Source organism: Polaribacter sp. HaHaR_3_91 (genome assembly GCF_019278525.1).
Lineage (GTDB): Bacteria > Bacteroidota > Bacteroidia > Flavobacteriales > Flavobacteriaceae > Polaribacter.
Genome location: NZ_CP058986.1, coordinates 1,460,001 through 1,485,410 on the forward strand (window position 1 = coordinate 1,460,001; position 25,410 = coordinate 1,485,410).

General features: G+C 31.4%; 17 protein-coding genes and 2 rRNA genes (1 of these 19 cut by a window edge). 10 read left to right on the forward strand and 9 right to left on the reverse strand.

Features of this window, described 5'->3' with window-relative positions; all coding sequences use genetic code 11:
* Positions 1 to 891: ribosomal RNA gene (locus H0I27_RS06035) — 23S ribosomal RNA — on the forward strand; it begins 1,994 nt to the left of the window's first position.
* A gap of 107 nt (positions 892 to 998) precedes the next feature.
* Positions 999 to 1,108: ribosomal RNA gene (rrf, locus tag H0I27_RS06040) — 5S ribosomal RNA — on the forward strand.
* 941 nt (positions 1,109 to 2,049) lie between these two features.
* On the opposite strand, the gene H0I27_RS06045 is transcribed toward rrf, so the two are convergent.
* The 4 genes from H0I27_RS06045 to H0I27_RS06060 form a co-directional block, all read right to left on the reverse strand.
* Positions 2,050 to 2,916 carry a hypothetical protein gene (locus H0I27_RS06045; RefSeq protein WP_218732951.1) on the reverse strand — a complete coding sequence of 289 codons (867 nt, stop codon included), beginning with the start codon at positions 2,914 to 2,916 and terminating at the stop codon, positions 2,050 to 2,052.
* Positions 2,917 to 2,948: 32 nt separating this feature from the next.
* On the reverse strand, positions 2,949 to 4,820 hold the full coding sequence (locus tag H0I27_RS06050) for a SusD/RagB family nutrient-binding outer membrane lipoprotein (protein WP_218732952.1): 1,872 nt from the start codon (positions 4,818 to 4,820) through the stop codon (positions 2,949 to 2,951).
* A 6-nt stretch (positions 4,821 to 4,826) separates the two neighbouring features.
* Positions 4,827 to 7,829 (reverse strand): SusC/RagA family TonB-linked outer membrane protein, encoded by a 3,003-nt coding sequence (locus tag H0I27_RS06055; protein ID WP_218732953.1) that lies wholly within the window; start codon positions 7,827 to 7,829, stop codon positions 4,827 to 4,829.
* A gap of 889 nt (positions 7,830 to 8,718) precedes the next feature.
* Positions 8,719 to 10,722: a BCCT family transporter gene (locus H0I27_RS06060; protein ID WP_218732954.1), complete on the reverse strand. Its 2,004-nt coding sequence runs from the start codon at positions 10,720 to 10,722 to the stop codon at positions 8,719 to 8,721.
* Between the two features lie 545 nt (positions 10,723 to 11,267).
* Here H0I27_RS06060 and porQ point away from each other — a divergent pair.
* Positions 11,268 to 12,290: a type IX secretion system protein PorQ gene (gene porQ, locus H0I27_RS06065; RefSeq protein ID WP_218732955.1), complete on the forward strand. Its 1,023-nt coding sequence runs from the start codon at positions 11,268 to 11,270 to the stop codon at positions 12,288 to 12,290.
* Between the two features lies 1 nt (position 12,291).
* Entirely contained in the window at positions 12,292 to 12,984 is a 693-nt protein-coding gene (cmk, locus tag H0I27_RS06070; protein ID WP_218732956.1) for a (d)CMP kinase, read from the forward strand.
* A gap of 201 nt (positions 12,985 to 13,185) precedes the next feature.
* Here cmk and H0I27_RS06075 read toward each other — a convergent pair whose 3' ends face one another.
* A complete protein-coding gene (locus H0I27_RS06075) occupies positions 13,186 to 13,815 on the reverse strand; it encodes a 7-carboxy-7-deazaguanine synthase QueE (RefSeq protein ID WP_208888786.1) in 630 nt (209 codons plus the stop codon).
* A 242-nt stretch (positions 13,816 to 14,057) separates the two neighbouring features.
* Between H0I27_RS06075 and rpsA the strand changes: the two genes are divergently transcribed.
* The 3 genes from rpsA (at position 14,058) to H0I27_RS06090 (ending at position 18,435) form a co-directional block, all read left to right on the forward strand.
* A complete protein-coding gene (gene rpsA, locus H0I27_RS06080) occupies positions 14,058 to 15,869 on the forward strand; it encodes a 30S ribosomal protein S1 (RefSeq protein ID WP_218732957.1) in 1,812 nt (603 codons plus the stop codon).
* Between the two features lie 309 nt (positions 15,870 to 16,178).
* Positions 16,179 to 17,570 carry a phosphoglucosamine mutase gene (gene glmM / locus H0I27_RS06085; RefSeq protein ID WP_218732958.1) on the forward strand — a complete coding sequence of 464 codons (1,392 nt, stop codon included), beginning with the start codon at positions 16,179 to 16,181 and terminating at the stop codon, positions 17,568 to 17,570.
* 4 nt (positions 17,571 to 17,574) lie between these two features.
* On the forward strand, positions 17,575 to 18,435 hold the full coding sequence (locus H0I27_RS06090) for a hypothetical protein (RefSeq protein ID WP_254712621.1): 861 nt from the start codon (positions 17,575 to 17,577) through the stop codon (positions 18,433 to 18,435).
* A 50-nt stretch (positions 18,436 to 18,485) separates the two neighbouring features.
* Here H0I27_RS06090 and H0I27_RS06095 read toward each other — a convergent pair whose 3' ends face one another.
* Together H0I27_RS06095 and H0I27_RS06100 are read right to left on the reverse strand one after the other, a co-directional pair.
* Positions 18,486 to 19,376: a lysophospholipid acyltransferase family protein gene (locus H0I27_RS06095; RefSeq protein ID WP_218732959.1), complete on the reverse strand. Its 891-nt coding sequence runs from the start codon at positions 19,374 to 19,376 to the stop codon at positions 18,486 to 18,488.
* A gap of 11 nt (positions 19,377 to 19,387) precedes the next feature.
* Positions 19,388 to 20,221, reverse strand: coding sequence for a lysophospholipid acyltransferase family protein (locus H0I27_RS06100; protein WP_254712622.1), 834 nt, complete (start codon positions 20,219 to 20,221; stop codon positions 19,388 to 19,390).
* A 145-nt stretch (positions 20,222 to 20,366) separates the two neighbouring features.
* Between H0I27_RS06100 and H0I27_RS06105 the strand changes: the two genes are divergently transcribed.
* From H0I27_RS06105 to H0I27_RS06115, 3 genes are all read left to right on the forward strand, one after another.
* The gene (locus H0I27_RS06105) at positions 20,367 to 21,023 is read left to right on the forward strand and encodes a rhomboid family intramembrane serine protease (protein ID WP_218732961.1); all 657 of its coding nucleotides are present in this window, start codon (positions 20,367 to 20,369) and stop codon (positions 21,021 to 21,023) included.
* 179 nt (positions 21,024 to 21,202) lie between these two features.
* The gene (locus H0I27_RS06110; RefSeq protein ID WP_218732962.1) at positions 21,203 to 21,748 is read left to right on the forward strand and encodes a Smr/MutS family protein; all 546 of its coding nucleotides are present in this window, start codon (positions 21,203 to 21,205) and stop codon (positions 21,746 to 21,748) included.
* Positions 21,749 to 21,757: 9 nt separating this feature from the next.
* Complete coding sequence (locus tag H0I27_RS06115) at positions 21,758 to 22,891, forward strand: cysteine desulfurase family protein (protein ID WP_218732963.1); 1,134 nt, start codon at positions 21,758 to 21,760, stop codon at positions 22,889 to 22,891.
* A 78-nt stretch (positions 22,892 to 22,969) separates the two neighbouring features.
* Here H0I27_RS06115 and H0I27_RS06120 read toward each other — a convergent pair whose 3' ends face one another.
* Together H0I27_RS06120 and fdhD are read right to left on the reverse strand one after the other, a co-directional pair.
* Positions 22,970 to 24,508: a hypothetical protein gene (locus H0I27_RS06120; RefSeq protein WP_218732964.1), complete on the reverse strand. Its 1,539-nt coding sequence runs from the start codon at positions 24,506 to 24,508 to the stop codon at positions 22,970 to 22,972.
* 80 nt (positions 24,509 to 24,588) lie between these two features.
* Positions 24,589 to 25,398, reverse strand: a complete 810-nt coding sequence (fdhD, locus tag H0I27_RS06125; protein WP_218732965.1) for a formate dehydrogenase accessory sulfurtransferase FdhD — start codon at positions 25,396 to 25,398, stop codon at positions 24,589 to 24,591.
* Between the last annotated feature and the right edge of the window lie 12 nt (positions 25,399 to 25,410).

Consider the following 25,410-nt stretch of genomic DNA (forward strand, 5'->3'; position numbering starts at 1 on the left):
CTGGACACTGTCTCAGCCATGAGCTCGGTGAAATTGTAGTATCGGTGAAGATGCCGATTACCCGCAGCGGGACGAAAAGACCCCGTGAACCTTTACTATAGCTTAGTATTGGCTTTGGATAAGTAATGTGTAGGATAGGTGGGAGACATTGAAGCGGCGTCGCTAGGCGTTGTGGAGTCGTCCTTGAAATACCACCCTTTGCTTATCTAGAGTCTAACTCAGAGATGAGGACAGTGCTTGGTGGGTAGTTTGACTGGGGTGGTCGCCTCCAAAAGAGTAACGGAGGCTTCTAAAGGTACCCTCAGTACGCTTGGTAACCGTACGTAGAGTGCAATGGCATAAGGGTGCTTGACTGAGAGACATACAGGTCGATCAGGTTGGAAACAAGAGCATAGTGATCCGGTGGTTCCGCATGGAAGGGCCATCGCTCAAAGGATAAAAGGTACTCCGGGGATAACAGGCTGATCTCCCCCAAGAGCTCATATCGACGGGGGGGTTTGGCACCTCGATGTCGGCTCGTCACATCCTGGGGCTGGAGAAGGTCCCAAGGGTTGGGCTGTTCGCCCATTAAAGTGGCACGCGAGCTGGGTTCAGAACGTCGTGAGACAGTTCGGTCTCTATCTGCTGTGGGCGTTAGAAATTTGCGTGGATCTGACTCTAGTACGAGAGGACCGAGTTGGACTGACCTCTAGTGTACCTGTTGTTTCGCCAGAAGCATAGCAGGGTAGCTACGTCGGGAAGGGATAAGCGCTGAAAGCATATAAGCGCGAAACCCACCACAAGATGAGATTTCTTTAAAGGGTCGTTGGAGATTACAACGTTGATAGGTCATAGGTGTAAAGGCAGTAATGTCATAGCCAAGTGATACTAATAACCCATAGACTTATGTACGCTTCCCGCCGAAAGGCGGGAGCAGAACCTCTTTATTTATTAGACGATTTAGATATTATTTTACCATATGTTAACTTATACAGTTAAAATTATTTAGCTGAAAATTTTAGGGTGGTTATAGCATTGGGGCTCACCTCTTCCCATCTCGAACAGAGAAGTTAAGCCCAATCGCGCCGATGGTACTGCATTTATGTGGGAGAGTAGGTCGCCGCCTTTCTTTAATCTTGAATATTCAAGATACTAAACCTCAATTCTTATGAATTGAGGTTTTTTTTGTCCTCAACTGAAAACATAGTCATTTTTTTGTAATCAATGTATTAGATAAAATCATCTAACTTATCATTTGATGGTAGGAAAAATCTCATACTCTTGATCATACACTACTTTATATTGTTAGGTGATCCTGGAAATACTTATTGTTATCTTATCAATCTGAATTTACTTCAATTTCTTTGTTGCGTTAAGTCTATGCAATTTGAGATGCTCAATCAAGTTCAGCATGACAATGTTTTATTCTTTCTTGATAATTTTTTATGACTTTCTGTGGTTTATTCTGCTAATCTGTGTCGATACTGTTACAAACAATGGGAGCCTTTAATTAGTAATTGTTATTTTATCAACCGGAATTTTTTTCAGAGTTTTATGAGTGTAGGCATTAAGCAAGTACAGATGCTCATATAAGTTGAGTTTTACAAGGTATCGTTTTTTAGTTCCCCTTTGCTTTGATTTAGTATTGATATCTATCTTCGTTTAAAGTCTCTTATTGAAGTTAATTCAAATTAGATTATCCTTTTATGATTTTCGGATTTTTTTAAAAAGGTACAACTGACAAATTATTTTAAACAAACGTGTAATTTCTAAATAATAATAAGTCTTTTGATATTTATAAGACGTTAGTCAGAAATGTTCATTAATTACTATCTATTTTTTTTATATAACTGAATGTTTTTGCGTGAAGGATAGTAACAAAAAGCCCACAGTGAGGTACGAGCGAGGACTTGTAGTGTATAGCCTGACCATGCTTTTTTCATGGGCACGCCCTTAATTAGATTCACTTTTGCTTATATTGTCTTAAATAATTTATATAGGCATAAAAAGAATAAAGCCAGTTCTAAAGTAAATTAGAACTGGCTTTAATTTATACAAATTTGAAATTATTTACAATGCAGTATATTGATATACTCTACCGTAATAAGATGAGTTACCTACGCGGTATCTAGAAAGAATATGTTGTCTATAACTACCAACATAACCTGTCCAATAATCACTGTAATCATTCAAACTCCATCTAAAAACTTGTAGGCTACCTTGATCAGATCCATCATCTCCAATTACTCTAATACGGTAATAATTATATCCATAACCAGAAGATATTTCTATTCGTTTATTTACTGTTACTGGTTCCCATCCCGTTGCTTCTCCAAATAAAACTGGTTCTCCAACATTAAACCATTCACTTCTTTCTCCGGTATCATTATCTATTATATATTGATACTGGTATTGAAGTCTTAGAGTAGTAGGTACTCCTGGTGTTTCATAAAGGGAATTATGAAATTTAATCCATGTTGTTTCACCTGTGTTTTCTGTTGTTATTTTTGGATATTCTCCATAATCTACTATAGTTGGATCTTTATCAAAATCATGCACAATTAGAGTCGTTTTTCCTGCAGGCATTTCAATATTCTTGTCATAAACTAATGTTAAATCATCTACAGCTCCTATATATAGTTTTAGATTTATTAATCCAGATTCTGTAGTATAAAATTTACCACCCGTAGCAGATCTAGGTATAAAGCTATTAATAGGTAATGAATAAGTTTCATTGCTTAATAACTCATCATTTAATTCTATCCTATTTATGGTGCTAGCGGTTCCACTTGCAAGGGGAACTACATAATGTATTTGGAATTGTGCTGTTGTTTCTGTATCAATTTCTGTTGTGTCATATTCTACAACGTGTTCTTCACAAGCTGTAATTAAAAATGCACAAACTAGAAAGAGTCCTATTTTAGCTATATTTTTCATGTTTTTTAGATTTCTTAAGTTGAACATATACTTTATTGAGGTAAATCTCCTGGATAGACAAACCACGGAATAGACGTGTGATAATTCTCTGCTGTTCCCGATATAGGTTTAAGTATCTCTAAAGAAGGTATATTCCACATATATTCTGAATTAAATCGAGGTCTTATTCGGTAACTTGGTGAACCTTCATTTTGTGTATAATAAGATCCTTTTCTACCTTCCACTTGCGCAGGTGCTAAATAAAAACCTTTGTATACTTTAGTATCGTCTGTGTCTTTTTTCTGATCTACTAGTCCGTGTATAAAACCATTACCTGTGCTAGGAACATCTCCTGTATAGTCAATATCATAATTATATTTACGCATATCAACCCAAGCTTCTGAAGCTCCCCATGGATATAAAGAAACCCATTTTTGCATCATAATATGTGACAATGTAAATTCGTTTAATGGTAGTGCTCCTGCATAAGGTCCGTTTAAGTATTCTGATGCAAGTGAATTAAAAACACTTGTTGTAATTTTGTCACCTCCACTAGCACTTCCTTCACTTCCTGTACTTATATAACGAGCTGTTGTTTGCATATCTGCACTTACCCCTCTTTTGAAGGCTTCAAAAGCATCTGTTTTTTGACCCAACTTCCAATAGGTTTCTGCTAAACAAAATTGAATTTCAGAGTACGTGGTTAATATATATGGTGCATCATCTCTATAAATCCATCTACCAGTACCATCATGAACTGTACCTTGGTATTGAGAAGATAAGGTTCTACCGTAAAATGATGGAGCTTGTCCTATAGGTCCTGTACTACCCGTAAAAGAACCTCCATAATATTGATACGCTTTTATACTGTCTGTATTATTTAAATTTAAATATGTTGGGTTACTTTCTGTAGCCAATTTAACTGCAACTCTAGGATCATAATGGCCTAATTCATTTGTTAACGTATCAGTTATAATTTGTTTATCCGCAAGTTCAACCGGATGATAATAGTTTGTCGTATTTATAATATGAATTTTATCTCCTGTTGCATCCTCATATTTAGGAACTGTACCTGTAAATACTTGTACTGCATAATCATGTTGAAAATAGCTGTAACTTAAATTACCTCTTGCCGTTCCCCAAAAATTATTATAGCTACTGTATGGTGCAGATTGTGATCCACCACCTACAGAAACAGTAGCGTCATCACTAGGACTTTGGAAAGATTTACCAGCTGCATCAATTAATTCTTGAGCGTATGTTCCTGAAAAGTCTGATTTATTACTTAAAGAAGCTAAGTTACGGACAATAATGGCGTATGAAAATTTCTTCCACATTTCTTTATCACCACCATAAATAAAATCATTATTAGTTAATTTATCACCATACGATTGATCGTCAGTTTTTTCTAACATTTCAATTGCTTCATAAGCCCATTCACGAACTTGGGTGTAGACATCTTTTTGATAATCATAATCATGCTGTAGTAAACTAGGTACAAATGCATCATTCATTGGTACTTCTCCATGAACTTTTGTCAATAAATCCCAACTGTAAGCTTTCATTGCTAAACCAATTCCAGCTAAAGTCCAATCTTCTGCTTCTATAGATTGATTGATTAAGTTTTCTAGATTTTGACCTTGACTCCAATAAGTCATTCTCCAAATTTCTCCTCCAGCATCGCTCCCTAAATTATAGTAATTGCTAGCAAAACTAGTGTAACTACTTGTACCCATCATTTGTGTCATAGGAGCAATTGCTCTTAGATCATAATAAATACCTTGATATTGTTGGGTAATTCCTGCTAGGTATAAATACCCTTCTACTTCAGCAGGTGCATCTATATTATTATTTACATCAAGATATTCTTCACAGCTAGTAAAACTGAAAAAAGCTATTAGTATGTATATTAATTTATTTTTCATGATTTTTTAATTTAAGGTTAAACTGATTCCTACTGAATAGCTGCGTGGATTTGGAATAGACCAAATATCAATACCTTCACCACCCGTACCTCCTGCAGCTGCTGAAACTGAGTTCCCCACAGCATCAATACCAGAATAATTTGTCCAAGTAAATAAGTCGTTTGCTACAAAATATAGGTTTACTTGAGAAAAAAGTTTAGATTTATTAAGTAAATCTTCATCTAGACGGTAAGAAAAACGTAATTCTTGCATACGTAAATAGTTTACATCTTTTTCTAGCCAATCTTCGTCTCCTCCTGTAAATATAGAAGAACCATACATACTATAATCTACTGCTATTGTATTTTGAGTTGGGTTAGCTGAATTCTCATTACCATCTTGAATAACACCATTAAATATTTGTGGACCACTTTCTCTTAAATCTACTGATTCCCAACTATTCCCTCTATACATCATATCTCGTTTTGTTCCATTTACAACAGTAGCTCCTAGGCGTCCAGCAAATAAACTAGATAATCTAAAGTTTTTATATTTAAAACTAGTACTCATTCCAAAACGTAATTTTGGTTCTCTGTCTCCAATAATAGACCATTCACTAGCGGTGATAGGTAATCCTGTAGTTGGACTAATTAAGATATCACCATTATCATTACGTTCGTATGCTCTACCTGTTATAGTTGAAATTGATTCACCTTGCATAATACCATTTCGTATGTTTCCAGAAGTCCAAGTATAGGCATTATAGTATTCCGTTACATTTTCTGGCAGAGAAACAACTTCTGAAGTTCCTTGAGATCCATTGATACCAAAATTCCAAGTAAAGTCATTATTTCTTATAATATCAACATCAATATTTGCTTCCCATCCTTTTGTTTTAAATGTACCTACATTTAATGTGTTTAATACAAATCCTGTTGCATAACTTAATCTAAAACCTCTTACTATCTGATCTGAATTTTCCGTTGTAAAATAGGTAAAACTTGTTTTTACTCTATTTTTAAACAAACCTAAGTCTATACCAATTTCATTTGCAGTTGTAATTTCTGGTTTAAGTTCTGGGTTAGGACCTGTATAACCATATTTGAACCCCCCACCTGTTAAATTAGTTTTTTCTAATTGTGGGTCTATTTGTAAAGGACTTGCATCTTTACCAACTTGAGCCCATGAACCACGTAGCTTAAAATGATTTATAGTTTCATTATCCTTTAAGAAATCTAAATCAGATACAATTAAAGCTCCTTCTACAGCAGGATAGAAATAACTGTTGTTTTCTACAGGCAATGTAGATGACCAGTCATTTCTAGCTCTTAATGTTATAAAAGCTAAATTATTATATCCAAATTCAAACGAACCAGAAATTCCTTGTACTCGTCTTTTGGTATTTCTTTGGCTAGATGTTTGTGTTAAAGGGTCTGTGTTGTTGATAGATTGAAAATCTGTTGCAATAAAATTACTACCATAACTACTAGTTCTTGTTACTCCATTCTCTACTTGGTGATATCCTAATTGACCTGAAAATGAAAATTTGTCGTCAAAATATGTATTACTATAACCACCAAGTATATTAATGGTTGGATCAGAAAAATTTGACTGAGTTATGTTATAACTACCTTCACCAGCATTATCATACGCATAATAAGGATGTGTAGATGTTACATAGGTTTGCATACCTACATCCCATCCAACTTGTGCCCTAACAAAAGTGTTTTTCATTGGCGTCATATTCAAAGAAATATTACTGATAAATCTATCTGATTCATCATAATACTTATTATTATTCATTCCAAAAAGAGGATTTAATAAATCTACATCAAGGTAATAATCAGGTGTTCTCATATGGCTACCGTCTTCAGCAAGATAATTGCTCATATCATCTACTCTAGGCCATAACATAGCACGATATAACGGACCTGAAGTACCTGTTCTAACCTTGTTGTTTTCAGTATTAGTATATTGCAAAGCTCCTTCAAAAGTTAACCAATCTGTAACTTCTGCTTTACCAGATAAACTTAAATTAGTTCTTTTGTATTTAGTAGTTTTTACAACACCAGTTTCGTTTAATTGAGAAAAACTACCACGAATAGTTGCTTTATCAGATCCTCCATCTACAGAAACATTGTATCGTTGTTGAACGCCTGTTTGAAGTATTGCATCAAGATTATCATAGATTTTTGTATCTTCTGGATACAACCCTCCAAATTTACTTGTGTAATAGTAGTTTGTTGTCCCTTTAGCTCCGTTAGAATATTTGTCTTGCATTTCTGGATAACCATAAGCATTACTAAATTTTAGAAAATTACTAAATCGAACAGTTCCTTTACCAGAAGTACCTTTTTTAGTGGTAATAATAATTGCTCCGTTAGATGCATCTGAACCGTATAATGCCGCAGCACCAGCTCCTTTTAAAATTGTTATAGATTCAACATCATCAGGGTTAAAATCGTTACCTCTAGAAGAAAAGTCCATGTCACGTACAGAAAATTCTCCACCAGCCATTCCGCTCGGATCAAAAGTAGAATTGTTCATAGGAATACCATCCACAACATAAAGCGGTTGATTATTACCCGATATAGAGGTAATGTTTCTAAGAACCACATTGGTAGAGGCACCAGGATTTCCACTTGTAGACCCTACATTAAGACCAGCAACTCGACCTGCTAATGCGGTAATAAAATTTTCTCTACCAGAATCTTCAATAGTTTTTCCTTCAATATGCTGTACTGAAGAACCGATACTACGCTTTACACGTTTTAAACCGAATTCTGCAGTGATAACAACTTCACCAAGAACAGAAGTGTCTTCTTCTAAAACGATCTTGGCAGTTGTGCTATTTACAATAACTTCTTTTTTTTGAAAACCAATAGAAGAGAAAACTAGTGTTTTACCTTTTGCAACTGATATGTTATAATTTCCATTAAAATCAGTAGACGTTCCTTTATTACTTCCTTTAATTACAATAGTTACACCTGGTAAAGGCGTATCAATTTTATCAACAACAGTACCTTTCACAATTATGTTTTGTGAAAATAGTACGGAAAATGAAGTTGTAAAAAAAACCAGAAGTGTTACTTTAATTTTTTTAGTCATAGTTATTATTATTGATTAGTTAAGACAAACTTAACAATTTATTACAATAATCTTGCATTTTATTTATTTTTTTTGCGTCATTTTTGCGTTTTTACTGCATTTTTATAGTTAGTAAGTGTTGCTTTATTGCAGTATTTTATTTTTATTATATCTAAATATAAAGTATTGTTAATTTTACATACTTGTTTTTGTGAATAATATTCATGATTGTTTATAATTGCATTTAGATAAAAAAATATTTTTTTTCTCTTTTCTTAAATATTCAATTTGATGGGGAAGAAGTATATTATTTTTTTACTATTTCAAGTTTTTCGAAATAAGTAGAATATCATATAGTAAATATTTCTTTTAGAAGGTGGTGATTGTTAAAGCGGAAAATTGATGTCGTTAATAAACATTTTAAAAATGGAGTTTTTTATTATTTTCTAGTAAACAGAATATTCCTTTTTTACTTATAACAGCAAATATGTTACTTAACATTGTTATTACTTAGATAAAATTACTGTTAAATAAGATTATATTTTAAATACTCAGCTATTATACCGAGGTCTTAGAATAAAAAAAAGTATTTCTAAAGCTAGGTTACCTTACTGACTTAAATTTACAGTAATCGAACACATATAGAGAATTTTCTGGAAAAATATCAAATTTAAATATTTATCAAATAACTCTTAATGAGGTTTATATGACTATTATTTACAAAACCTTTGAATGGTTTCGTAAGTAGTAGTCATTGTTATGTTGATATTATTGTTTTGACTTCGTTTTTTAGAGAGATGTATTTGTTTTAAAGGATGAACATCTTACTGATTTATTTTTTATTTGCATTACTACTAATAAACATTTCGTTTTTTTCTTCGGAAATAATAGCTAAAAGCCTTTCGTAATGTTTGAGGACATCAGAAATTAGTTCATCTTTAGTAAAAAGACGTACGTCATATCCTTTTCTGTAATCACCAAAATAAGTTATAGGAAGGTACGAACAATCTTCTTCAAATCCTCCAAGGTTGTCTTCATCAATTAAGTATTGAGAAACTAATTTTGATTGATTTTTTACGCCATATACAAAATTATTAACGACATCATACTTAATTTCAATTTCTACGCTTTTGGGTTTTTCGGAAAAATGAACAGTTGCTTCAATTCCATTATTTACAAATTCTTGGTGTAGTTCTTTAAAGGCAGGTTTAACCGTGTTTTCAATAAATTCATCAACAGATTTTTGGTCATCGTATGAAATAATTTGTTTTAAACGTTCTTTCCAAAATAAACCAGACCAAGGGGTTACTTGAAAATCACGTTTGTAATAATCATTATCTATAGCGAGTGCTTTTACAAGACTCACAACAAATAAAAGAATAATTATAGAAAACGGTAGTGCTGTAATAAGTGTCATGCTTTGTAAGGCTTCAAGCCCTCCAGCGTTTAATAAAAATAGGGCTAGAATAGCAAGTAGAATTCCCCATCCTGCAGTTTGCCATTTAGGAGAATTTTGTGAGTTCTTACTAGAGATACTATTCATTACAAACATACCTGAGTCTGCAGATGTTACAAAGAAAATAAGAATGATAGAAATAGCTAATAAACTAATTACTTTAGTGAATGGTAGGTATTCTAAAAAATTAAACATCAAGGCATCAGGATTACTAGATAATTCACTAAGTAGTCCATTTGCGACATTAATATCAAACCAAATAGCGCTATTTCCGAATACAGACATCCAAATAAAATTGAATAATGTTGGTATGATTAATACTGCCGAAATAAATTCTCGTATAGTTCTTCCTTTTGATATTTTAGCAATAAAAAGTCCAACATAAGGAGACCAAGAAATCCACCACGCCCAGTAAAGTATGGTCCAATCGTAAAACCAAGGCAGTGTTTCTTCTTCATAAATATGTGTATTAAATGTTAGTTTAAAAAAGTTATGAATGTAACTTCCCATTCCTTCGGTAAAACTGCTTATTATATAAACAGTTGGTCCAAGAAATAAAACAAATAATAATAAAATAACAACACTAATAATATTAATATTACTTAGTATTTTAACACCTTTATCTACGCCGGTTACAGCAGAAAAAATGGAAATAGAAACCAATACACCTACTATTATAATTTGATAGATAAAACTACTCTCGGGTACTATATTTAGGGTTTCTAATCCAGAATTGATTTGAACAACACCAAAACCAAGTGTGGTTGTTATTCCAAAAAAGGTACTGCAAAGAGCGAATACATCAATTGCGTTTCCCCATTTTCCTTTAACCTTATCTTTTAGTATTGGGTATAAACAGCTTCGTAATGAAAGTGGAAGTTTGTATCGGTATGCAAAGTAGGATAATGATAGTCCTACAGTACCATAAATAGCCCAAGCATGAATTCCCCAATGGAAAAAAGTATATAATTGAGCATTTTTTGCAGGACTAATGGTACTGTTGCCCATTAATACTTCATTGGAGTAATGTTGCATAGGTTCTGCTACACTAAAATACATCAACCCAATTCCCATACCAGCGGAAAATAGCATTGAAACCCATGAAAAGAAAGAATAGTCTGGCTTGCTATCGTTACTTCCTAGCTTAATATTTCCGTACTTACTAAACATTAAATAAACCAAGAAAATAACAAATATTGTAACACACCAAACGTATACCCAATTAAAGTTAACAAATATGAAGTTTTTAACCTTATTCAGGAGGGTTTCTGTAAATTCAGGAAAAATAGCAGAAATTAGACAAATGGAGATTATAAAAATTAGACTAGGTATAGTTACGCCTTTATCTAAAGTGGTTTTGGTTCTAAAAGAATTACTCATATTGTAGTTTTCGTAAAATATTTAGGTTGATTAATTTAGTGTTCTATTTAATACTGTTTTCAAAAGGTAAAATTTAATGTGCAGTGAAGATAAAGCTTAAAGACCAAGCTTATAAGAAAAAATAAAAGCAGAAAAACAGTTGCATCGACAAAATTACAATAAAAATAATCAATAGAAAGGATTTCGATAGCCAATGGCCTTTGTAGCTAATAAAGTGTAGTTAATTTTCTTAGCCTTAAACCTTTAATTTAATATGTATTCAGAACAAGTAGAAGATTCAATTTTATACTTTTTGAAGTACCTTTTTAAGAAAAAACCATGTATAATTGTATTCTTAGTAAATAGAGGGTAGGAACTTAATAGATTTTATATGTCTGTTGAGTATCAATATTAATTATTCAGAAAATATAAATATATTTCATGAATAATATTCAGGGTTATCTTATAATGACATTTAAATGAAAATATTTTATAGTTTTAAATAGTAATTTTTATGATGCTACTACGTTATAAAGTATATTTGTAAATTGAAACTAAATTAGTTAATGATAAAATTATTTTTTATTTCTATTTTATTTTTTTCTATCTCCTTAACTGCTCAAGTTGGAGGAGGAGAAGTGTATCAGTTTTTAAATATTTCTACTTCTGCGAGACAAGTAGCTTTAGGTGGTGAGGTTTTAACGCTTTTAGATGATGTAAACCAGCCAATTTGGAATCCTTCTGTGATAAGTGTTGAAATTGATAATAAATTATCTGCAAATTACACGAGTTACTTAGCCGGTATAAACATTGGTTCTTTAGCATTTGCAAAAACGATTTCTAGAAGGTTTGGAACGATACATGGAAGTATTAAATATATAGATTATGGTTCTTTAATAGGAGCTGATGAGGAAGGAAATGAAACAGGTAATTTTAATGCAAGTGATATTGCCGTTTCAGCTGGGTATGCTCTAAATATACCAAGATCAAATTTTTTTATTGGAGCCAACATAAGGTTTATCAACTCTAATATTGATAGTTATAGCTCTGTTGGTGTTTCTGCAGATTTAGCAATTTTATATAATAGCCCTTATAAACCATATACATTTACTTTAGTTGCCAGAAATATTGGTACTCAAATACAAACATATAATGGTGTAAAAGAAAAAATGCCCTTTAAAGTAGCTTTAGGAGGTTCTTATAAATTAGAACACGTACCTTTAAAATGGTATGCGACTATAGATAATTTACAAAAATGGGATATCTCTGTAGCTAATCCGTCTGATCAAACAACCGATTTAGAAGGTAATATTACTAATGAAGACGTAGGTTTTTTAGGAAATACTTTTAGACATTTTGTTATAGGTGGTGAATTGTTTCCAGAGAGTTTGATTAATCTAAGATTGGGTTATAATTTTAGAAGAGCAGCTGAATTAAAATTACAAAACGCTAGAACTTTTAGTGGTTTCTCTTATGGATTTGGAATTCAAATGAACAGATTAAAGTTCAATTATGCGTATTCTAAATTTCATTCTGCAGCAAATGCAAGTACTTTTAGTTTATTAATAGATTTAGATAGTAGAAGGTAATATGAATAAAAAAATTATAATAGCTATTGATGGTTTTTCATCAACAGGAAAAAGTACCATTGCTAAATTAGTAGCAAAAAAGTACAATTATATTTATGTAGATACAGGTGCAATGTATAGAGCAGTTACCTTATTTGCTATGAACAATAATTTTGTGAGTAAAACTCATTTAGATGAGAAAGGACTTATTTTAAATTTAAAACATATTTCTCTTACATTTAAATTCAATGAAGATTTAGGTTTTGCTGAAATGTTTTTAAACGCTAATAATGTAGAAAAAGAGATTAGAACTTTAGCAGTCTCTCAATTAGTTAGTAAAGTTGCAGCGATTTCTGAAGTAAGAAAAAAGTTAGTAGCAGAACAGCAACTAATGGGAAAAAACAGCGGTATTGTTATGGACGGTAGAGATATTGGTACAGTTGTTTTTCCGGATGCCGAATTAAAGTTATTTATGACCGCTTCTGCAGATAAGAGAGCTAATAGACGCTATAAAGAATTGATTGATAGAGGTGATAAAGTAGATTTTAAAGACATACTTTTTAATGTAGAAGAAAGAGATAGAATAGATTCTACCAGAAAAGATTCTCCTTTAATGAAAGCAAAAGACGCTATTGAGTTTGATAATTCTGATATGGGAATTAACGAACAGTTTGATCGTATTTGTTCTATAGTAGATAGAAGAATCGAGGATTAGTTTAAAGCTTACAAATAGTCTAGGCCCCCTGATTGAAGCATATGTTTGAATTCTTTTTAACTGTCAGTTAGATTGAATTTCTAAAGAATGAACAAATTGTGTAGAGAACTAGCAACAAAAAAAGCGAGTGTCTTTCGACTACGCTTAAGATAAACTCCTCGCAGGAAGCAGTTCCTAATAAAAGTATAAAATACCTGAATATTATGGAATATTCAGGTATTTATGTGTTTGTAAAGAAATTTTCCACTTTGGATTTTTCATAACATAATCTACAATTTCTGCAGTCATCTTTTCTTTTTTACTCCATTCTGGCTGTAAATAAAGTTGACATTTAGCACCAACCTTAGCGGCTTCTTGCTCAGCAAAATCAAAATCAGATTTGTTATGAATAATCATTTTTAATTCATCTGCTTCAGGATAACATTCGGCTAAAGGCATTTTTGTTTTCTTAGGCGAAAGGCAAAACCAATTCCATTTTCCCGAAAAAGAATACGCTCCAGAAGTTTCTATATGCGTTCTAATATTGTTTTTCTGAAGGTTTTCTGTAATATAATCCATAGACCACATTAAAGGCTCACCACCAGTTATAACAACGGTATTCGCATATTTTTTAACGTTGTCTACAATAGTATCTGCTAAAGTAGGTGGGTGCAATTCTGCGTTCCAACTTTCTTTAACATCACACCAATGGCAACCCACATCGCAACCACCAACTCTAATAAAATAAGCGGCAGTACCTGTATGAGCACCTTCTCCTTGTATGGTATAGAACTCTTCCATTAACGGAAGCATTATTCCTTTATCTACTAAATCTTTTGTATTTTTATCCATCTTCATTAAAATCTACCTAAAAGGTTTTAAGGGTGCAAAGGTAGTTTTTTGTATATCAACAATAAAAGGAATAATAAATTAATTGTAAAGTGTTATAAATCAAAACATTTTTGTAAATTTGCACTCCTTTTTACGAGAACAGATTTATAAAAGGAATATTTAAAACAATTTATAAAAACAACTCTTTGCGTTTATATCGTTAAAATCTGATAAACAATAAGATACAAAATTATTATTCAGAAATGTCTGAAGAAACAAAAAACACTGAAGAGCAGGTAGCTGCTACTGAAGTACAAGCAACAGCAACTCCAGCTGTAGATCCAACACAATTTTTAGCTGATTTTAACTGGCACAAATACGAACAAGGTATTGAAGCTGTTGATGAAGAAAAATTACAAGCATTTGAAAAAGCGTTAGAAGGAACTGTAGGTTTTGTAAACGAGCGTGACGTAATTGAAGGAACTGTAATCAGAATTACTGATAGAGATGCAATCATCGATATCAACTCTAAATCTGAAGGAGTTATTTCTTTAAACGAATTTCGTTACAACCAAGGTTTAAAAGAAGGAGATACTGTAGAAGTATTAGTTGACAAAAGAGAAGATTCTTCTGGTCAATTAGTATTATCTCACAAAAAAGCAAGAGTAATTAAAGCATGGGAACGTGTTAACAATGCTCATGAAACTGGTGAAGTAGTTAACGGTTTCGTTAAATGTAGAACTAGAGGTGGTATGATTGTAGATGTTTTCGGAATCGAAGCATTCTTACCAGGATCTCAAATTGACGTTAAGCCAATTAGAGATTACGATCAGTATGTTGAGAAAACAATGGAATTTAAAGTTGTTAAAATCAACCACGAATTTAAAAACGTTGTTGTATCTCATAAAGCTCTTATTGAAGCTGATATTGAATTACAGAAAAAAGAAATTATTGGTCAATTAGAAAAAGGACAAGTATTAGAAGGTATTGTTAAAAATATTACTTCTTATGGTGTCTTTGTTGATTTAGGTGGTGTAGACGGATTAGTACATATTACTGATTTATCTTGGTCTAGAATCAATCATCCAAATGAGGTTGTTGAATTAGATCAAAAATTAAACGTTGTAATTTTAGACTTTGATGATAACAAATCTAGAATTCAATTAGGATTAAAACAATTATCTGCTCATCCTTGGGAAGCTTTAAACAACGAATTAAAAGTTGGTGATAAAGTAAATGGTGAAGTTGTTGTTTTAGCTGATTATGGTGCGTTTGTAGAAGTAGAACAAGGAGTAGAAGGGTTAATTCACGTTTCTGAAATGTCTTGGTCAACTCACTTACGTTCTGCACAAGATTTCGTAAAAGTTGGAGATAAAGTTGAAGCTCAAATTTTAACTTTAGACCGTGAAGACCGTAAAATGTCTTTAGGTATCAAACAATTACATCCAGATCCTTGGACAGATATTACTACTAAATATCCTGTAGGTTCTACACACACTGGTACAGTTCGTAACTATACTAACTTTGGTGTATTCGTTGAACTAGAAGAAGGTATTGATGGTTTAGTTTATATCTCAGACTTATCTTGGACTAAGAAAGTGAAGCATCCTTCAGATTTTGTAACTGTTGGTGATAAACTAGAAGTACAAGTATTAGAATTAGATGTAGAGAACAGAAAGTTAAACTTAGGTCATAAGCAAACACAAGATAACCCTTGGGATGCACATGAAGCTACGTATGCAATCGGTTCTAAACATGAAGGAACAATCAAAGAAAAGAATGATAAAGGAGCAGTTGTAATTTTCGCTGATGGCGTAGAAGGATTTGCACCTACAAGATTCTTAGAAAAAGAAGATGGTTCTAAATTAGAAAAAGGAGACAAAATCGAATTTGTAGTTTTAGAATTCTCTAAAGAATACAGAAGAGTTGTTGTTTCTCATACATCTTTATTTAAAGAGCAAGAGAAAAGAAATGTGAAAGTTGCCGTTAAGAAAGCAGCAGAAGCAGAAAAAACTACCTTAGGAGATATTGGTGGTCTTGCAGCATTAAAGAAAAAAATGGAAGAAGGTAAATAATCATTTACATTTCTAATATATTTTAAAAGTCGATACAATTTGTATCGGCTTTTTTTGTGCTTTAGATTTTTAGTATTTAAAAATTTTAATTTTTGAATACTGAAAACTTTTTTTAGGGGCGTTCCTAAAAAGGTCGGGCTTTCCACACTCGCTTTTTTTAAGAAAAATAAAAAAGAGCTCAAACAAATACTTCAATCCCTAACGCACATTTTTGCTAACAAATAGCTTACATAAAATTTACAGCTCACTAATTTATTTAATCATTTAATAGAATTATATTTGTTCCGCTTAAAAAGACAAGTATATATTATGACATTAATAAAATCAATTTCAGGAATTAGAGGAACCATTGGCGGAAAAACGGCTGATAATTTAACCCCAATAGACGCTGTAAAGTTTGCCTCTGCATACGGAGCTTTTATTAAAGCAAGAAATGCAGATAAGAAAAAAATTAAAGTAGTAGTTGGTAGAGATGCTCGTATTTCTGGTAAAATGATTTCTAGTTTAGTTGCTAATACTCTAGTTGGTTTAGGAATAGATGTAATCGATTTAGGTTTATCTACAACACCAACTGTAGAAGTTGCTGTACCTTTAGAGAAAGCAGATGGAGGAATCATCTTAACCGCTTCTCACAACCCAAAGCAATGGAATGCTTTAAAACTTTTAAATGAAAAAGGAGAATTTTTAAATGGAGAAGAAGGAGAGCAGATTTTAGCTTTAGCAGAAAGTGAAGACTTTTCATTTGCAGAAGTAGATGATTTAGGTTCTTATAAAAAGAATAAAAAATACTTAAAAAAGCATATTAAAGAAGTTTTAAATCTTGACTTAGTAGATGTAAAAGCCATTAAAAAAGCAAAATTTAAAGTAGTTGTAGATGGAGTAAATTCTACAGGAGGAATTTTTATTCCTGCTTTATTAAAAAAATTAGGTGTTAAATGTGTAGAGTTATATTGTACACCAAATGGTGAGTTTCCTCACAATCCAGAACCTTTAAAAGAACACTTAACAGATATTTCTGAATTGGTGGTTAAAGAAAAAGCAGATTTCGGAATTGTAGTAGATCCAGATGTAGATCGTTTGGCTTTAATTTCTGAAGACGGTTCTATGTTTGGCGAAGAGTATACATTAGTTGCTTGTGCAGATTACGTTTTAGGAAAATTAGGTGGCGGAAACACCGTTTCTAACTTATCTTCTTCTAGAGCATTAAGAGATGTAACAGAAAAGCATGGTGGAACGTATACAGCTTCAGCAGTTGGAGAAGTAAATGTGGTTATCAAAATGAAAGAAACCAATACAGTAATTGGTGGAGAAGGAAACGGAGGAATTATTTACCCTGCTTCTCATTATGGTAGAGATTCTCTAGTTGGTGTCGCTTTGTTTTTATCTCATTTAGCAAATAAAAAAATATCTTGTAAAGAATTAAGAGATTCGTATCCAAGTTATTTTATGAGTAAAAATAAAATTCAGTTAACACCAGAAATAGATGTTGACAAAATTTTAGAAACCATGGCGTCTACCTATTCTAACGAAGATGTAAATACTATAGATGGTGTAAAAATTGATTTTGCAGACGAGTGGATTCACTTAAGAAAATCGAATACAGAGCCAATTATTAGAATCTATACAGAAGCAAAATCACAGCAAGCTGCAGATGATTTAGCCGTAAGATTTATCAATGAAATTAAAGCAATAATAGCATAGTATTTTGAAAACAAAAGTAATAATAGGTTCATTTTTATTAATGAGCATCTGTTCTTTTTCACAAGAAAATAGTACAGAAAATACTGACAATTTTAAAAATGTAGAGAAAATAACCAATAAAGGAAAATTCTTTTTTTATTGGGGGTGGAACAGGGCTAATTACTCTGATTCAGATATTCACTTTACTGGAGATAATGGTAGTTATGATTTTACTTTACGTAATGTAAAAGCAAAAGACAGACAAACTCCATTTAGTTTCAACGATTATTTAAATCCGGGTAGAATTACCATTCCTCAAAACAATTATAGAATAGGATATTTTTTAAAAGAAAATTATACGATTTCTATAGGTGTAGACCACATGAAATATGTAATGGTTGCAGACCAAACGGTAAAAATTGACGGAGAGATAAATGCAGGAACTCCATTTGATGGTGTTTATAATAATGATAATCAAATATTATCTGAAGATTTTTTACAGCTAGAACATACCGATGGTTTAAATTATGTAAATGTTGAGTTTAGAAGATTTGATGAAATTGGTCATTTAATAGGTTTAAATCATAAGAATTTTCAAATAAACCTTACGGAAGGTTTAGGAGCTGGAATTTTGTATCCAAGAACAGATGTTAAGTTATTTGATCAAGAAAGACATGATGAGTTTCATATTGCAGGTTACGGTACTTCAGCTGTTATTGGACTAGATTTTACATTCTTTAAATATTTCTATATCCAATCAGATTTAAAGTTTGGTTATATCTATATGCCAGATGTTAAAACGACTTATAATCCAAATGATGGAGCTTCTCAAAGTTTTACTTTTTTCCAAAGAAATATACTTATTGGAGGAAGGTTTAATTTGTAAAATAAATAATTTGTAAAAGAAATAAAAATCTACTAAAAGTGCCAAAAGGATTATAAAAATTCTTTTGGCACTTTGTCTTTATGTTTAAAACGTTTGTGAGACCATAAATATAATTCTGGTTGTAGCCTTATATTTTCTTCGGTTACTTTTGTGTATTTATCCGTAATTTGATAATCATTAAAATCTCTAGGAGTTTCTGTTATTAGTTGAAATTCAACTTCATAATACCCTCTTTTTACTTTTCTTGCCACATAGTTAATTACAACAAAGTCGAACTTTTTTGCAAGCATTTCTGCACCAGTATGTATCGGTACTTTTACACCAAAAAACTCACTCCAATAATACGTTTTATTAGGTTGTGGAGACTGGTCGCTTAGTAAAATATAGGCAGCTTGAAGCTTGTTATCAATATTTTTTTGAATGTTTACAATGGTTTCAGATGTTTTATACCCATCAATACCAAACCGTTTTCTACTCTTTTTGATAGCTTTTTCGTAATATTTATTTTGTATTTTAGTATATGCGCCTAAAATTGTTGTTTCTAAAGCAAGTGGCATACTTGTAGACCATTCCCAGTTTGCTTGATGCGCTCCAACAATTATAATACCTTTCTTCTTTTTACTATAGTTATCTACTAATTCTGGATTTAGAAATTTGTAACGTTTATTTATCTCTTTCTCACTAATAGAAAAGTATTTGACACTTTCTACAACCAAGTCTGTAAAATGTTTAAAGAATTTTTTAGAAATTAATGCAATTTCATCTTCAGATTTTTCAGGGAAAGCAAGATGTAAGTTTGCTAAAACGACTTCTTTTCTGTAGCGGAAAACATAATATACTAGAAAGAAAAAAAAGTCCGAAATAATATATAAAACTCTCATTGGTAATATAGAGAGCAGTAAAATTAATGGATATGTAAGTACAAAACTTAATAATTGCATATAGTTGTTATTTATGATGGTAATATCGGAACTTTATCTCTATGTTTAAAACGTTTGTGAGACCATAAATAAACTTCAGGTTGATTTCTAATATTTCTTTCAGTTATTTCGATAAATTTATCTGTAAGTTGGTAATTTTTATACTCTTTTGGATTTTCTGTAATCAATTCAAATTCAACTTCATAATAACCTCTTTTAATTTTTCTGGTCGTCCAGTATACAAAAGACATATCGTATCTTTTAGCTAGAGTTTCTGCACCTATATGAATTGGTACTTTTATTCCCATAAATTCAGCCCAATAATGAGTGTTCTTTAGTTGTGGAGATTGATCGCTTAACAAAATATAAATACCTTGTTTTTTATTTACAAAATTTCGATGAAGGTTTCTAATTGTGTCTGAGGTTCTATATAAGGTTCCGCCAAACTTAGAACGAGACATTTTAATTACTTTTTCGAAGTGCTTGTTTTGTACTTTGGTATACGCAGCATAAAAATCTGGTTTTTTAATTTGTAAAGGTAAGCCTGTCAACCATTCCCAATTTGCTTGATGTATTCCTACTAAAGAAATACTTTTTCCGTTTTTAGCAACCTCTTTTAGTAAATCAATGTTTTTATATTTAATTCTTTTAGAAATTTCTTTTTCAGAAATTGTAAAAGTCTTTATACTTTCTACAATAAAATCAGTTAAATGTTTAAGAAAACCTTTACTAATTTTTATAATTTCTTCCTCACTTTTTTCAGGAAAAGCTAAATGTAAATTCTCTAAAACTACTTTTTTTCTATAGCCAATAATGTAATAGTTTAAGAGATATAGTCCATCCGAAATTATGTACAATATCTTCATAGGAAGTTTAGATATTAACCAAATAAACGGGTATATAAGACTAAAAACAATTAAATGCATGGAGTATTATTTTAAGTATGCAAATATCGGATATAAATTTAAAATGGAGTAGCATTAGTAAATCAGATTTCAGTAATTTTGCTTTATGATGAACAATATAAATCAAGCAGTATTAATACTGATTATTGCCAATGTTTTGGTTTCTATGAAAGGGTTTAATGATTACTCTTTTTTAGATAAATATAAGTTTCAAGTAGGTAAAGTTTTATCTGGTGAAAAAATAAGAACCTTAACTTCGGGTTTTTTACATGTAGACTGGCTGCATTTAGGTTTTAATATGTATGCTCTATATCTTTTTGGAGATATTGTTGCTCAGATTTTAGGGATTCCTGGTTTTTTAGTAATCTATTTTGGAAGTTTATTATCAGGTAGTTTGTACTCACTTAAATATCACAAAAATGAACCTTATTATAGTGCTGTAGGAGCTTCTGGAGCGGTTTCTGGTATTGTGTATGCTTCCATACTTTTATACCCTGCAATGGAATTGTATTTGTTTTTTATTCCAATACCAATTCCTGGTTATATTTTTGGGGTTGGGTATTTATTATATTCAATTTACGGAATGAAAAAGCAATTGGGTAACGTTGGGCATTCTGCACATTTAGGTGGAGCAATTGGTGGTTTTGCTATTACACTTTTATTAAATCCGTCTTTATTTGAGACAAATAAGATTTTAGTAATCTCATTAGGGATTCCTATTATATTGTTACTCCTTTTTGGTGATAAATTAAAAAGTTTATAAAAAAGAACCGATTGTTTAATAGGATTAACTCCTTATATACTGTACTTCTTTCAGTATCTTAACGTGTTAAGTAATCAGAATTTATACTTATTTTAGAGAGAAACCTTTTTAGCTTGTTACTTTTGTAATAAATTTACTTTCTAAAAATAACTGATAATAAAATTAAGTCAAGATAAAGAATGAGTTTAAAAATTGGAAATAAAGTAGCTGTTTTAGATGATGTTCTAAAAGGAAATGTCATCGGTATTAATGGTACTGAAATTTCTGTAGAAACTACCGATGGTATGATTTTTAAATTCAATGCATCAGAATTAGTTCGAATTGATGTAGAGCAACATGAGTTGTCTAAGTTTAGTGATATTAATAATTCACTATTAAAAGATAAAATTGCACAGAATAAACCAAAGAAAAGTTTATTTAAAAAAGAAAAGAAAGAAGTGATTTTAGAAGTCGATTTGCATATAAGTAAACTGACGAAGTCTACAAGAAACATGGATAATTACGATATGTTAAACCTACAATTAGACACTGCAAAAAGTAAAATTGAGTTTGCCATAGCTAAAAGAATCGCTAAAGTAGTTTTTATACATGGAGTTGGAGAAGGTGTTTTAAGATCTGAACTTTTAAGATTATTAAATAAATATCCAGTAAAATTTTATGATGCTTCTTATAAGAAATATGGCTTAGGAGCTACAGAAGTTTATATTTTTCAAAACCCTATTTAATTTTAAGTTATGAAAACCGTTTATTTAGATAACGCAGCAACCACTCAAATAGATGACCAAGTTATAGAGGTAATGCATACGTCTATGAAGAGTAATTATGGAAATCCATCATCTATTCATCAATTTGGTAGAAAAGCAAAATCTGCGGTAGAAACTGCTAGAAAGAATATTGCAAAGCATTTTAATGTAACGGCCAGCGAAATTATTTTTACTGCTGGTGGCACAGAAGCAGATAATTTAATATTGCACAATGCTGTTTTTAACCTTGGAGTTAAAAGAATTATTACGACTAAAATAGAGCATCATGCCGTTTTACATACGTGTTTTCATTTAGAAAAAAATCATAACATACTTGTAGATTATGTAAATCTTGATGAATTTGGAACTGTGGATACTGTTCATCTAGAACAGCTTTTATCAGCATCAGAAGATAAAACGTTGGTAAGTTTAATGTTGATTAACAATGAAATAGGTAATATTTTAGATATTGATGAAGTTACCGAGATTTGTATAAAGAATAATGCCTTATTTCATTCGGATACCGTACAAGCGATAGGTCACTATAATATTGATTTACAGAAAATATCGTTAGATTTTATGGTATCGAGTGCACATAAGTTTCATGGCCCAAAAGGAGTAGGTTTTGCCTTTTTTAGAAAAGGATTTGGAATTTTACCAATGCTTCATGGTGGCGAACAAGAGATGGGTGCAAGGTCTAGTACAGAAAATGTACATGCTATTTTAGGGATGGAAAAAGCATTGGAAATTGCTGTTTCTAGTTTAGAGGAAGATAAAAATTACATTGAGAATTTAAAAAAGTATTTTATTTTTGAATTAAAGAGTATTTCAAAAGACATTCAATTTAACGGACTTTCTTCAGATATTGAAAATAGCAGTTATACCATTTTAAATGTGCGTTTTCCTTTTACCAATGATATGCTTTTATTTAGTTTAGACATGGCTGGAATAGCTATTTCTGGAGGAAGTGCCTGCCAAAGTGGAAGTAATAAAGGTTCTCACGTATTACAAGAAATATTAAATGATACTGATGCAAATAAAACCTCAGTTCGTTTTTCTTTTTCTAAATATACAACCAAAGAAGAAATTGATTTTGTTGTTAAATATTTAGAAACTGCGATATAAGTAAAATACATTAAATCTATTAAAGATATCAATAGCACTACTTAAATACATAGTTTAAGTAGCGCTATTTTTTTTTCATTATTTCAATTTTAAAAAAGAGATGTTATACTTTAAACCAAGGTTGATAAATGGGCTGCTTAGTTCGCCTCCTCTTGCTTTTACATAACCTGCAGCTGCTCTTAAATTTAAGGTTTTAGAAAGCTCATAATCGAATCCTAAACTTGGTTTTATAATTAAACCTTGTCCTGTGGCAATACCACCACCACCTGCAGCACCACCTAATAGTTGTGCAAATAAAGAAGTAGAATCATTAAATAAAGGATTCGTTTTTAAACCTGCACCAACCAAACCTTCACCATAAGCACCTGCATTACCAAAATTGGCAAAAGAAGTTTGACCAGCAACATATACATTTTTATTTAAATCTAAATTTACTTGTAAAGAAATTTGATGCATGTGTTCTGTAGGGGCATCCATTCTTTTTGCATTAAAGTACATGTCTTGCTTTACAATGACTTCAAAGCCTTTAAATTTCCCTTTTGTAAAGGTTGCGTTGTCGGTATTTATTCCATTTCTCTCTATATAATATTTAATTCCGACACCAAAAGAAGAAGTGTAAAAATCTTTATTCGGAGTTAAGAGATAGCCCTTATTAACAGAGACATAAATGTCTTTAAATAATTGTTGTTCTATAGATAAATCAGGATAAAATAAGAAACCACCTTTACTATCTACACCACCACCACCACCAGCACCAATACCAAATTTTGCTAAAATATTGGTTCTATTTCTGTTCATTGATAAATGATAACCTCCACCAAGTAAAACATCCATATAACCTGCTCTAATACCATCGTAAGCACCATCTACTTTTAAAAATGTAAACCAATTTTTGTTTAAGTAAGAAGTATATTCAAATCCGGCTAATTTTATGGTTTTACCTTCTAAAACTTGATCATCTGTAGATTTAGCCTTGCTTAAAACCTTTAAATTGTTAAAGTGAACCATTAAAGAATTTCTTTTTGGATTTTGATTCCAACTAGTATTATTAAAATGATCTAAATCTATTTCTTTTTCTGCTGATTTATAATCTGAATATTCAAAATCTAAAGGAATTTCTAAAGCTACATTTAGTTGATGCCCTTTAATTTTTCCACCATCAAAAAAGTTAACATAACTCCAACCTCCGTTTATTGAAAAGTTTTTAAAGTCATAACCTAAATTAAAATGAGGTAATATAAAAGCGCCACCGCCATCAAGAGCACCTGCGCCACCACCGCCACCAAAGTGAAAACCGGTATCCACATATAATTTATTAGAAAAATATTTTTTAAGACCTGCGTTTACTCCCAAAGTAAAAAAACCACCTCGTATTCCTGCAAATGAACCATAGAGCCCAACACCTGTATAGAATTCATCACCTAAAAATAGATTATAATTGATCCCTGTTAGTCCCATATTGGGTTCTTTGGAAGTTTCTATAATAGGCATATCAATAGAAAGGAAATCTATTTTAGCAAACCCTTTTTGAGTAAGTTTCTTCGGAGTATTTTCTGTTTGAGAAAATAATAGTTGGTTAGAAATTAGAACTACAAGTAAAAAAATAATCTTTTTCATAAGGTGATTTTTATCTTTTTTTAATGGTGATAATTACTGTTTTGGAAGCTGGAGTATTGCTAATATCTGCTTTTCTGTTTTTAGACATAGCTTTTCGTTTTTTCAACAAATGAAGGATTTGAATAAATGGTCATTTTTTGTTCTCTTGTAAAACCGATTAAGCAAATACCAAATTCTTTTGCAAAATCTACAGCTAAAGAAGAGCAGGCAGAGACTGCTACAATAATTGGAATTTTTGCAATAAATGCTTTCGAAACAATTTCGTAAGAAACGCGTCCGCTTACCAATAAATATTTAGCATGCTTTAAATAGTCTTTTATCAATAAATCTCCAATTACTTTATCTACAGCATTATGTCTTCCAATATCTTCTTTAACGGTTAAAAACTCATGGTTTCTATTAAAAATTGCTGCTGCATGACTACCACCAGAGTTTTTAAAAGTATGCTGAAAACTATTCATTTTTAAAAACATTTCATGTAAAACAGTACTAGAAAAAGTAGTTGTTTTAGTTCGTTTTTCTCCTTCAACATTATTGTCTTTTAGCTCATTTTTTTCACAAATTCCGCAAGAAGAAACAGAGAGCAATGTTCTTTTATTTAAATATCCTTTACCTAATACTTCTTTAGAAATAGTAACATTTATAATCGTCGGAATTTCATTTTCTTCCTTAACTATGTTAAAAATTAAAGTTTTGTCACTTTTATAAATATCTTCAGCAAAAAGCAATCCTCTTATTAATGCTTTGTCATTATCTGGTGTTCTCATAACTACAGTATAAGGCTCATCATTAATGTTAATTTGTAAAGCAGCTTCTACAACCAAAACATCCTGAATTGAAGTCTGTGCGTTTTGATTAATTTTTAGTGCTTTATAGGTGCTTGTTTGCATGTTTAGAAAGGT